The organism is Streptomyces sp. NPDC056061, from assembly GCF_042266885.1.
Lineage (GTDB): Bacteria > Actinomycetota > Actinomycetes > Streptomycetales > Streptomycetaceae > Streptomyces.
Genome location: NZ_JBHJWQ010000006.1, coordinates 172,887 through 184,351, shown reverse-complemented (window position 1 = coordinate 184,351; position 11,465 = coordinate 172,887). Strand labels below are relative to the sequence as shown.

At 67.8% G+C, this 11,465-nt stretch carries 8 protein-coding genes and 1 tRNA gene; 2 read left to right on the top strand and 7 right to left on the bottom strand.

The annotated features are described in order from the left end of the window. Complete coding sequence (locus ACFC79_RS12425; protein WP_376238665.1) at nucleotides 1-192, top strand: hypothetical protein; 192 nt, start codon at nucleotides 1-3, stop codon at nucleotides 190-192. A gap of 22 nt (nucleotides 193-214) precedes the next feature. Here the strand turns inward: ACFC79_RS12425 and ACFC79_RS12420 are convergent, their stop codons facing one another. Both ACFC79_RS12420 and ACFC79_RS12415 read right to left on the bottom strand, forming a co-directional pair. After that, on the bottom strand, nucleotides 215-826 hold the full coding sequence (locus ACFC79_RS12420; RefSeq protein WP_376238663.1) for a DUF6879 family protein: 612 nt from the start codon (nucleotides 824-826) through the stop codon (nucleotides 215-217). Beyond that, entirely contained in the window at nucleotides 819-1,088 is a 270-nt protein-coding gene (locus tag ACFC79_RS12415; protein ID WP_376238660.1) for a hypothetical protein, read from the bottom strand. Before ACFC79_RS12415 ends, ACFC79_RS12420 begins: the two co-directional genes overlap by 8 nt. A gap of 73 nt (nucleotides 1,089-1,161) precedes the next feature. On the opposite strand from ACFC79_RS12415, the gene ACFC79_RS12410 reads away from it, so the two are divergent. Further along, complete coding sequence (locus ACFC79_RS12410) at nucleotides 1,162-1,395, top strand: hypothetical protein (RefSeq protein ID WP_376238657.1); 234 nt, start codon at nucleotides 1,162-1,164, stop codon at nucleotides 1,393-1,395. 162 nt (nucleotides 1,396-1,557) lie between these two features. Here the strand turns inward: ACFC79_RS12410 and ACFC79_RS12405 are convergent. The 5 genes from ACFC79_RS12405 to ACFC79_RS12385 form a co-directional block, all read right to left on the bottom strand. Next, nucleotides 1,558-1,630: transfer RNA gene (locus tag ACFC79_RS12405), tRNA-Arg, on the bottom strand. A gap of 1,076 nt (nucleotides 1,631-2,706) precedes the next feature. Further along, complete coding sequence (locus ACFC79_RS12400) at nucleotides 2,707-3,129, bottom strand: RidA family protein (protein WP_376238654.1); 423 nt, start codon at nucleotides 3,127-3,129, stop codon at nucleotides 2,707-2,709. Nucleotides 3,130-3,133: 4 nt separating this feature from the next. After that, nucleotides 3,134-4,303: an MFS transporter gene (locus ACFC79_RS12395; protein WP_376238651.1), complete on the bottom strand. Its 1,170-nt coding sequence runs from the start codon at nucleotides 4,301-4,303 to the stop codon at nucleotides 3,134-3,136. Nucleotides 4,304-4,408: 105 nt separating this feature from the next. Beyond that, on the bottom strand, nucleotides 4,409-5,266 hold the full coding sequence (locus tag ACFC79_RS12390) for an alpha/beta fold hydrolase (protein ID WP_376238649.1): 858 nt from the start codon (nucleotides 5,264-5,266) through the stop codon (nucleotides 4,409-4,411). 57 nt (nucleotides 5,267-5,323) lie between these two features. Next, nucleotides 5,324-11,452: an amino acid adenylation domain-containing protein gene (locus ACFC79_RS12385; protein ID WP_376238647.1), complete on the bottom strand. Its 6,129-nt coding sequence runs from the start codon at nucleotides 11,450-11,452 to the stop codon at nucleotides 5,324-5,326. Nucleotides 11,453-11,465: the final 13 nt, after the last annotated feature.

Below are 11,465 nucleotides of genomic sequence, written 5' to 3'. Positions count from 1 at the left end.
ATGGGCGAGACCGTCGTCGAGCAGGCGGTCGAGCGCCGCGCGCTCAGCGCGTCGGTTGACGAAGCCCTGGCAGGCAAAGGGGAGTTGGTGCGGAACCGGTGGCCGCACGCGATCGGTCGCCGGAGCGTGGAAATGTATCCCGCCCTGCACGTCGCGGGCCTGCACGACATCACGGGAGGTGCCGGAGAGTGAGGAGTTGACTTCCTCGCGCGGCTCATACACCCGTCGGAGGCATCAGATGGGCCACTTCACGGTCGAAGAACGTGCCGATGTCCTCACCCAGCACGTACAGTTCCTCGACTCGCGCCACGATGCGATCCCTCGTTCTCGCACCGAGATACCGCACGGCACCTTCCAGGACACCCTCTTCGTCGTAAAGAATCTCGTACACCGTGTCGTCGTTCAGCGTGACCAATTCCGGTACGGCTCCATCCCGTTCGTATGCCGCGATGTGCTGCGGGCTGATGACACGGATCAGCTCACCGCACTGGGCCCGCACACGCAGCAGGTGCAGCTCCCACTGCAGATACGGCGTGAGCCGCTGCTCCACCACACGGATACGCAGCAGTCGGCAACGATGACGTGCAGCCAGACGAGACAGGGCACGCAACTCTGCGCGCTGGGCCTCGATCAGCCTCAGCGCCCCCTCCCAGTCCCCCCGGGCGAAGGCGTTCCAGCTCGCGTCGCCCGGCTCTCGGAAGTGCTGGCGGCGTTCCAGCTTCCATGAATCGCACCCGGCGACAGCGAAATCCCTGCCGCGGAAGTCCTCGCGATAGGCGTCCAGTCCCAGCCGCTCGCCGGGCGGGACGCCAAGTAGGTCACGCATCCGGAATGTGTGCCTTGGCGGCCAGCAGGGTGATGCGGGGGATGACCACGAGGCGTTCGCCACCGCCGATCACCGCGTCATCGGGCAGCCCGCCGGAATGGACCGCTGTGAGGTCACGGCCGATGACCGCGAAGTCGCCGTTGTCGAGTTCCCAGATGTCCGGACAGCCGTCCCTGCCCCCAGTCGTACCCAACTCGGCCGGCGAGAGGCCGATGCGCCGGGCGAGTCGCGCCTGCGGGTCCGCGTCCCACGTGCCGTCCATGCGCCGCCCCTGTGTGCTCTGCCCGGACTGTCCACCCAGCGTACGAATACGGCGACGGACCGTCCACGGGCGCTTGCGGGAATCAGCCATCTGCCGCAGGCGCTGCCGAGAGGGCTGCGGGACCTCGGCCACCCACCGTTCATGGGCCGCGTTCGCCGCGTACGCGGACGGCGCCGAGGTGTACGGCAACCCCACGCCCACCTCGGTCCTGCCGCGGTCCGAGAAGGCCGAGGCGGAGGCCCCCGTCCACCCGCGTGCCGGGTGCCGGGTGCCGCGTGCCGCGCGCCGGGAAGCCGCAGACGGCTGACGAGGCCCGACACTGCTGACGACGAGCCCGAGGTGCCCAGCGATGTTCCTGGGGAGCCGGCCACCTGAGGGCATGTTCCCGGCAGTCGTGAGGAAGGCCCCCCGTGATCTCCACGAAAGGCCCACCCCATGGCTAAACAGGTTCGGACCTGGTATTTGGCTGTGCCCCCGGCAGGATTCGAACCTGCGACACCCGCTTTAGGAGAGCGGTGCTCTATCCCCTGAGCTACGAAGGCGGGGGCTTGTAGAAAACCTCGGGGAAAACCCAGCGAGTGGATCTCCGGCGAGGCGTACAAGCCCACTGGTCGGACGGGGTGCGATGCTCTCTGCGATCTTGCTCGGGCAGACAGTGGGACGTACCGACGACCGACCAGGGACAGCGTAGCGGATCCGTGCCGGTGAGGGGCCTCCGTGTCGGGGTAGCTCAGCGAAAGTGGATGCGGCATGCCTCTGACCTGCTGATTCCGTGTACCAGGGGTGATGGTCGAGGGGCGGCGGAATTCGATGGGGAAGGCGAATTTCCCGTTCCGTACCGTGTGTGAGCTCTTGAGGCGATATGGGTGTGATCTTGAGAGGCGCTGACGTGTCTGCGGGCGCCCTTGCAGGGCGGGAGCCAGGGCTGGCGGTTGATCGACCGGTGCTTCTGATTTGTATCCAGCAGCGGGTCTGCGCTGGGCTATTTGGTCAGATGCGCGGGAGTGGCGTGGCTTCGGGCGCGGGAGGCGTCGCGCGGAGTGAGATCAGGCACGATGCTGCGGAGACGATGGCGAGCGTGGCGAAGAGGTGGGGGTAACCCCAGCTCGCCGCTGCTCTTATGGTTCAGGACAAGGAGGCGGGTTTCGTCTGCCGGGCTGTGGTCGCCGACTGCGCCTACTCCACCAGCGACGCGGCTCACGCTCGACCACGTCGATCAGGCCCTTGCGACGCTCGCTGCCGGGCAGGACGGCATTCAGGATCAACAGGCTCCGGCGCCGAATCCGCAGCCGTACGACACCTCTCGTGAACACCGTACGGCCGTGGCTCCATCCCTCCCCTGCTGAACCCGGGGCAGGAACCACCGTAGGTCCAGACACCAACTCGTAAGGCGGAGGAGCCACCTTCCGCCCGGTCTTTGATGTCGAGGGCCGCCCGATAGCGGCGTGAGTAGCGACGGGGGCAGGGACGCGTGAGTGCCATATGTGTGCCACGTGCAGGGCCCCTCCCGGTCGGTGAACGGGAGGGGCCCCTGACCCGGTGCTACTCAGAGCCCATGCCGGATTCGAACTGACGACCTTCACTTACGGCATCGCCGGGCAGCTTCCGGTGGGCGTTGTCAGCGCAGTTGATGCGGATCGAGTACCTGCGGTTCGGGCGAGGCTTCCGCGATGGCCTCGATCTCGACGCGGGCCTCGGGGTGGACCAGGGCGGACACCTGGACCAGGGAGGAGGACGGCGGAGCGTCGAGGCGCAGATAGGTGTCGCGTACTTCGCGGAATGCCGCCAGGTCTGACAGGTCGGTCAGGAACACCGTCAGCTTGACGACTCTGTCCATGTGCGAGCCGGCGGCCTCAAGGGCCGCGGCGAGGTTGGAGAACACCTGGTCGATCTGTTTGCGGGCGTTGTTCTGGCCGACGAGATTTCCGTCGGAGTCCAGGGGGAGCTGGCCGGAGACGAAGATCAGTGGCCCGGTGGTGGCCACGGTGTGGCTGTAGCCGTTGACCGGGGGCATGCCTGAAGGGCGCATGTGATGCTTCATGTCGTTATGTCATTTCCTTGTCGGCGCTGGAGAAGACGGGGACACGCTGCCGGTCTTTCGTGACGAGAACCAGCACGGTAGCCGCTGCGGTCAGCACGGCGGCGGGGTAGCCGAACTGGTCCGGGGAGATCCACTCTGAAGTGAGACCTCCGAGGCCACTGCCCAGGGAGATTCCCAGATAGATCGCTGTGGAGCTGAGTCCCAGCAGGATCGGTGCGGATGCCGGCGCCTTCTCGATCAGTCGGTGCTGCTGCGGGACGATACATGCCGCGCTGCACACTCCCCACGTCAGCGCCCAGATGAGGCCGGCGGAGAAGTCGCGGACCAGGAGCGGCTGTACGGCCAGGACGAGCGCCGAGGCGACCAGCGAGCCCAGGGCCACCGGCCGCGGGCCCCAGCGGTCGCCGAGCTTTCCGGAGGCCAGCGTGCCGATCACGTCCCCGACGCCGTAGGCGAACAGAAGGACCGTCAGTTGCTGGACCGATCCGTGGGTGAGGGGCCGGAAGGCGGCTGCGATGTAGGTGTAGAAGAGGTAGGTCCCGGCCAGCGCGACAACCGTGGTCGCGAGGATCATGAGGATTCCCGGGTCGCGCAGCGGACGCAGTCGGGCGCTCAGGTCGGCCGCCGGCAGGTAGACGGGGCCCAGCAGCAGGAATACGCCGATGAGCGCGACCAGTCCGAGAGCGGACACGGCGAGTAGCGTCCAACGCCAGCCGATTCCCCCCAGCAGGGTGCCGAGGGGAAGTCCGAGCGCGGTGGCGACGCTGAGTCCGCCCAGGACGATGGACATGACCCAGCCGCGGCGTTCGGGCGGGGCGAGCGCGGTCGCGGTGGCCGAGGCCGAGGAGGTGATCATGCCTGCGCCGAGAGCGGAAACGACCCGTGCTGCCATCACGGTCGCGTAGTCCGGCGCCACGGCGGTGGCGAGGTTGCCGACGACGAAGATACCCAGCGCGATCATCAGGGCACGACGGCGGTCGAGTCCGCTGGTAAGGGCGCCCAGGACGGAAGCGGAGATCGCGAACGTCAGGGCGAAGACCGTGACGAGCTGCCCAGCCGCCGATATGGAGACGTCGAGGTCCTTGGCGATACCCGGCAGGAGGCCGGCGATGACGAAGTTGTCAGTGCCGACCGCAAAGGTGGCGATGACGAGCGGTATGAGGCGCGTGAGCATGCGATGCGGTGGGCTTCCTCTTCAGGACGGCCGGATTCGGTGGAGCGGTGCCAGCGGAACGACCGGTGTACCCACCCGAGGAGAGGGCGGGTACACCGGTGATCGTCACACAGTCTGTATGAAGGACTTCACGATCCCCGCGAGCTTCGCGGGCTCTTCGAAGTGCAGGGCGTGGCCGGTGTTCAGTTCCTCGAAGCGGATGCCGTCACGAGTCTCCAGGAAGGCACGCACCCGGGCGTTGTCGACCAGCCGGTCCGCCTTGGCCAGGACGGCGAGCACCGGAACGTCGGGGATGTCGGCAAAATCCTTCGCGGCGAGTTCGGCCAGCTCCGACCAGGCATCGGTCATGCTGGGCGCGACGCGCGTGAGCCGGAGTTCGTCGCTTTCGATGAAACGGTGCCAGTCGGGGTCGGTGGTGAAGTCGCCCGGCTCCAGCGGCACCTTGATGAACGGAGTGTCGGCGGACGGCTCCAGGCCCAGGTCGGTCACCGCGGCGAACACGGCCTCCAGCGACAGCCTGAGAACGTCGCTGTAGCGCTCGTTGAAGTGGAACCCCGGAGCCAGCAGCAGCAGCGACGAGATGACGTTCTCATCGGCGACCCCGGCCGCCACCGACGTGGCCACCTGCCCGCCGAAGCACCATCCGGCGAGGTGCACCCGCTCGAACGACGTCTTCAGATGACGCAGGAACTCGGCGGCGTCCTCGATGGCTTGCGCACCCTTCTCCAGGTGCCCGGGTTGGGCGTTGAGCCCGGAACCGCGGCGGTCGAGTGCGACGAAGGTGATACCGGAGTCCGGGACGAGTGCCTCCCCGAGCGGCTGCTGCCAGCTCGAGTGGCTCATCCCGCCGTGCAGGACGACGATGACGTCACGCCCGGTGGACGGTCCCCAGATGCGGTAGTGCGATACATAGCCGTCGGACTGGGTGAAAGTCTCCACGGCTGATGCGGCAGGTGCGGGCATGTTGCTCCTCGGTGGTAGTGGCCGGTCTGCGGCTGGGCGTCAAGGACGTCTGGAAAGTCAGGTGCGTCGCGTGGCCGCGGAACGCAGTTCGTGGGTGAGACGGAGAGTGCCGGGGCTGGCATCGGTCGACGAGGCTTCCGGCGCGGCGACGATGTCTTCGAGGACGGACGTCCACAGGTGCGCCAGGGATTCGAGTTCTGGCTGGGCGATCAGCCGACCGTCGGCGTTGAGAGTGAGCACCACTCGCTCCTGCTCGACGTCGCGTCCGGCGTTGACGAGCAGGGGAGTGTCGACGTGCTCGAACCAGTCGATGCCGAGCAGCGGCCCCGGGCGGTCCGGTGTGCCGGACAGTTCGCCGTAGGCGCTGAACTCCGTGTAATTGAACAGCGCGGCGTAGGCGCTGCCCGGCCGGGCGTCGGGGCCGGTGCCGATCAGGGGGTGGCGGCGGTGGGCGAGCCCTGCGCCGTCGGCGTCCCGTACCGCCTGGACGAGTCCGAGCCAGGTCTTGTCCCTCAGTTCCTGGCGATGGGGAAGGAAGTTGAGGAACAGGCCGAGGACCTGGTCGCCGCCCTCTTCCTCCAGGCGTCCATGAGTGAAGACCCCGGAGACAATGTCCGTCCGGTCCGAGAGCAGACCCAGGATACGCAGGTGAGCGGCGAGCAGCGAGTGCTTGAGTGTCACGCCTGCGTCTCGGGCGACTGTCTCCAGCCGGTGTTGCAGACCGGGCGCGAGGACAGTGCGGGTCTCGCTCCAACGCGAGACAACATCGTCGGCCGGTGTCGTCCACGGCAGCGGGTTGCCGGAGTGCCCGCGAAGCCGCTCCGCCCAGAAGTCGGAGTCCGCCCGGGAGTCGCGGGATGCGAGCTCGGCCTGTACGTAGTCGCGGTACCGGAGTCGCGGCAGCATGGGTTCCGGCAGTGGCCGGCCTGCCAGTCCCTCCTCGTACGAGGCGAGTACGTCACGCATGAGAAGCGACAGGCTCCAGCCGTCGATGATCGAGTGGTGGAAGCTGAGGACGAGAGTGAAGGCGTCGTCGGCGTCGCGGTGGGCGTAGTAGCGGACGAGTCCGGCTCCGCCCCAGTCGAAGGTCCTGCCGCGCTCTTGGACCGCCCACTGGGCGAGCGCGTTCCCGTCCTCGCTGTCGAATCGCAGCAGTTCCAGGCGTGGCCGCGCCGTACGGTGCACGAACTGCATCGGGATGGGTCCGTCCAACTGGAACGACGTGCGCAATGTGTCGTGTGCGTCGGTGAACCGGGTGAGGATGTCTCGGAGCAGCGGCAGGTCCAGCGGGCGTGCGATGCGGTAGCGGAAGATGTCGTGATACGCGGCTTGGGCGGGGTCGGCGTCCGTGGCACGGATCATGGCCAGCTGGAGTGCGGTGGCCGGGTAGGCGTCGACCACCCCGTCGGGCAGGGGTACGTCCGGGCCGAGCTGTGCGGAGGCATGCACGGGACGTGGCTCGTCGGGCTGGGCGGCAGCGGGGGTGTGCGCCGCGGCCCTGCGGGCCAGTTCCCGGACCGTTCGCGAGTTGATGACATCGGCGAGACCCAGCTCCGGGTTGATCCGGCGGATTTTCGCCGCGATGCGTATCGCGGTGATCGAGTCCACGCCGTGGTCGAGGTAGTTGTCCTGCGGACCGAGCCCTGTCGTGTTCGTGACCTTGTTCACGATGGCGGTGATCCGCCGCTCGAGCTCAGCCGTTTCCCCGGCGCCGTTCTCCGTGGCCGCAGCATCGCCCAACAGCTCGCGCAGAGCCGTGAGATGAGCGTCGAGATACCGCGTCACGGTGTCCTCGCTCACTCGCCCGCGATCGAAATGGACCATGAGCCGGAACCGGTCGGCGAAGTGGTCACGGTGGGCGTGCACCACCACCGGGAAGTTGGTCAGTTCGAAGTACCGCGCACCGGTGATGTCCAGACGCTTGTCGCGGTTGGCGGCGTACACGTAGAAGTCCGTGTAGTTGAACGCCGTGTCGAACGGTGTCCCATTCTCGCCGCCTGTCTGGAGGGCCGTGTACGGGTATCGTCGGTGGGCCATCAGGCGCCGTTCCAGGTCGAAGACCTGCTCCACCAGCGCGGTCGGTGTGCTCGGGGCGAAGCCGCTCAGGTCCGCCGGGAACGGCAGGGTGTTCAGGAACAGACCGACGAGTTCGTCGCCCCCGGGCACTTCCGGGCGCCCGTGCGAGACCAGCCCGGTCACCACGGACCTCTGCTGGGTCAGCGTGCCGAGTGCACGTAGATGCGCGGTGAGGAAGAGGCTCTTGGCCGACATGCCGAGGTCGGCCGCCAGTTTACGGATCTCTTCCTCCAGCTGGCCGGGCACCATGCGGTCGAGCACGGCGGGGTCCGGTTCGGCGGACTCCGCCACGGCGAGCCGCGTCGGGGCCGCTCCCGCGACCAGGCCGGACCAGAACTCCGCGGCGGCCTCGTCCCGTGCCGCTTCGTCCTCCAGCGCGACATAGGTGCTGTACGGGATCTGTTCCGCTGCTTCCCCGGGAACCCGTCCCTCCAACAAGCCGAGATACAACCCGCGGAACTCCTCGAGCAGCAGCGCGACGCTCCAGCCGTCCATGACCACGTGGTGGAAGGAGATCGTCAGGGCCATGGAGTCCGGGCCGCGCAGGTGTACCTGGGCGCGGAACAGTGGGCCTTCGAGGTCGAACGGCTGTTGTTTCTCCTTCTCCTCCCACCGGCGTACCGTTTCGTCCTGCTGTCGCCGGTCGAGCCCGGTGAGGTCGGCGACCTCCACCGGTATGTCGAGGTCCCGGAGGACGATCTGGACGGCGGTGTCGCAGCTCTCCAGGTCGATGGTGGAACGCAGCTGAGGATGGCGGGCGACCAGTGCGCGCAGCGCCTCCCGGGCCACTTCCTGCCGTATCTCACCAGAGAACTCGTAGGTGAAGATGTCGTGATACACCGCCGACCGGGGGTGCAGCATGGCGTGGTAGATCATTCCGGACTGCAGACGGGTGAGTGGCCAGGCATCCACTGCGTCCGCCGGCAGGAGCACCCGGTCCTCGGGCTCCAGCAGGGCGAACGGCGGCACCGCCGTGATCTTCTGCCCCTCGGCCGTGGCGCTGAGCACCGCGGCGAGGTCGCGGGGCGTGGGGTGCGTGAAGATGTCCTGCACCTCGATCCCGTAGCCCAGCCCGCGCAGCTTCGCCGCCACCCGGACCGCGAGGAGGGAGTCCCCGCCGCGCCGGAAGAAGTGGTCGGTCACGACGACCCGTTCGATGCCGAGCACAGCCGCCCAGACCTCCGCGACCACCTTCTCCTCGACGGTCGCCGCCTGCTCGTCCTCGGTGGCCGGGGCAGGTGCGGTTGTGGGTGCGGGAAGCCGGCGGCGGTCCAGCTTGCCGTTGGGGGTCGTGGGGATCTCGTCCAGCCGTACCAGCAACTGGGGAACCATGAACGCGGGCAGCCACTGCCCCAGCTCTTCGCGGCAAGCAGCCTCGTCCAGCGGCTCGTCCGCGGCGACGTACCCGGCCAGCATCGCGGAGTCGCCGACCTCGTGGACGATCACCGCGGCGTCCTTCACCCCTGCCAGCTTGCGCAGTGCGGCGGCGACTTCGTCGGTTTCGATGCGCAGACCGCGCAGCTTGACCTGGCCGTCGATCCGCCCCAGGTACTGGAGCTGGCCGTCCGGCAGGAAACGGGCCAGGTCACCGGTCCGGTAGAGCCTTCCGTCCGGGACGCCGGCGTACGGGTCCTGGACGAAGGAATGGCGGTTCAGCTCCTCGCGACGGTGGTAGCCCGTGGCCACCCCGACTCCGCCGATGCAGAGTTCACCTGGCACACCCACGGGAAGCAGCCGCAGGTGTTCGTCCACGACGTACAGCCTGAGGTTCGCGATGGGCCGGCCGATCGGCACGACGGATCCGGGGTAGTCCGCGGTGCAGGGCCAGTGCGAGACGTCGATCGCGGCCTCGGTGGGCCCGTAGAGGTTGTGCAGCTCGCACCCCAGTGCCGCACTGAACTTGCGCACCGATGTGTGGGGCAGTGCCTCCCCGCTGCAGATGACGCGGCGCAGGGAGGAGCAGCGCTCCCGCAGATTCTCGTGCTCCAGGAAGACGTTCAGCATGGACGGCACGAAGTGGAGGGTGGTCACGCCACGTCCGGCGATGACCTCCGTCAGGTAATCCGGGTCACGGTGCCCACCGGGTCGTGCCACCACGATGCGCGCACCTGTCATCAACGGCCAGAAGAACTCCCAGACCGAGACGTCGAAACTGAAGGGGGTCTTCTGCAACACCCGGTCATCGGCGGTCAGGCCAAAGGCGCTCTGCATCCAGTACAGCCTGTTGAACAGTGCATCGTGGCGGTTGACGACCCCCTTGGGGCGTCCCGTCGAGCCGGAGGTGTAGATCATGTATACCGGTGACGAGGACTCCAGGTCCCGGGGCAGGTCGCCGCCGTCGCCGGTGCCGAGGGCCTCGGTGGAGAGCACGAACGGCCTTGCCGCCGTGGACAGCTCGGAGGCGTGGTGGGCCTGGGTGAGCACCAGCGGCAGCTCGGCGTCCTCGATCATGAACGCCACGCGGTCGGCGGGGTAGTCCGGGTCGATCGGCACGTAGGCGCACCCGGCCTTGGTCACCGCGAGCAGCGCGACGACCATGTCCAGCGACCGTTCCATGTAGACACCGACGAAGGGCCCGCCGTGGTCGCCGAGTTCCTGTTGGATCAGGCGCGCGGCCCGATTGGCCGCCACATTCAGCTCGGCGTAGGTGAGTGAGCGTCCCTCGAACTCGACGGCGACCGCGTCCGGGGTACGCCGCACCTGCTCCTCAATGGCATCGACGACCGTGCTGTGCGGGTACGGCTCGCTCGTGTCGTTCCACTGGTCGAGGATCAGGGTGCGTTCGGCCTCCGGAAGCATGGAGACGCCGCCCACCGGGGCCTTGAGGTCGTCCGCCAAGTTCCGCAGCAGTTCCCCGTAGTGGGTGAGCATGCGCACCACGGTCGCCTCGTCGAAGAGGTCCGTGTTGAACTCAGCGGTCAGATCGATATGTTCGCTGTCCTCGGACACGTAGAGCAGGAACTCGAACTTGGCCGCCGCCCGCGTGACGGGGTAGGACCGGACGCCGATTTCCTCGCCCAGGTCGGGAGAGCTCTGCGGCCCGAGGTACGTCAGCATCGTCTGGAAGACGGGGTTGTGACTCGGCGACCGCGGGATGTCGAGCCCTTCCACGATCTTCGCGTAGGGAACCTGCGCATCGTCCAGCAACCGCCTCGCGGAATCCCGGGAAGTGCGCCGAACCAGCGCCTCGAAGCTCTCCTCACGATTCACGTCGATCGGAAGCGCGGCGGTGTTCGCGTAGTAGCCGATTGAGTCCAGATGGTCCTCGCCCCGGTTGAGTACGGTCGTGCCGACCGTCACGGTGTCCTGGCCGGTGTAGCGGTTGAGGAACACCGCGTAGGCGGCGAGGTAGACGGCGAAGTCCGTGCTGCGCAGCGTCGCCCGGCACGAGTCGAGGAGGCCGGCCACCTGGGTGCGCGGCAGGGTGACGGTCACGCTGGTGCCGTTGAAGGTCTCGGCGGCGGGACGCGGCCGGTCGGTGGGGAGCCGCAGCAGTTCGGGGCCATCCTCCAGCGCCTGCTTCCAGCGCGCGATGCGGTCGGTGTGCTCGCCGCCTTCGAAACGGGTCCGCTCCGTCCTGGCGTGGTCCGCGAAAGGAACGGGCGGCTGGGTGTGGTCGCCGCCGCGGAGGGCCTGCGCGTATCCGCGGCCGAGTTCCTCGGTGAGGACGTTTCGGCTCCATCCGTCGTAGGCCAGGTGATGCAGCGTCATGGCCAGGATATTCACCTCGCCCGGCAGCTGGACCAGAAGCACGCGAAGCAGGATGTCGGCCGTGAGATCGAAGGGCCGCCGGTAGTCGGCGCGCACTAACTCGTCGGCCTTGTCGGCCGCTTCCGCCGGGTCCAGACTGCGGAGATCGCTGATGGAGAGTATCCGGTGCGGGGTCCCGACAGGGCGTGCTACCAGCCCGGACGGGGATTCGTGCCAGGCGGTGCGCAGCGCCTCGTGCCGTTCGACGATCCCGCGCAGTGCGGTGTCGAGTGCTTCCGGGACCAGGGCGCCAGTGAGGCGGAATGCGAGCGGCTCGTTGTATGCGGGACCGTCCTTGCGGGTGATCCGGTCCGCCAGCCAAAGGCTTTCCTGCGCGTACGTGTGCGGGACGTTGTGCATGTGGATATTCCTT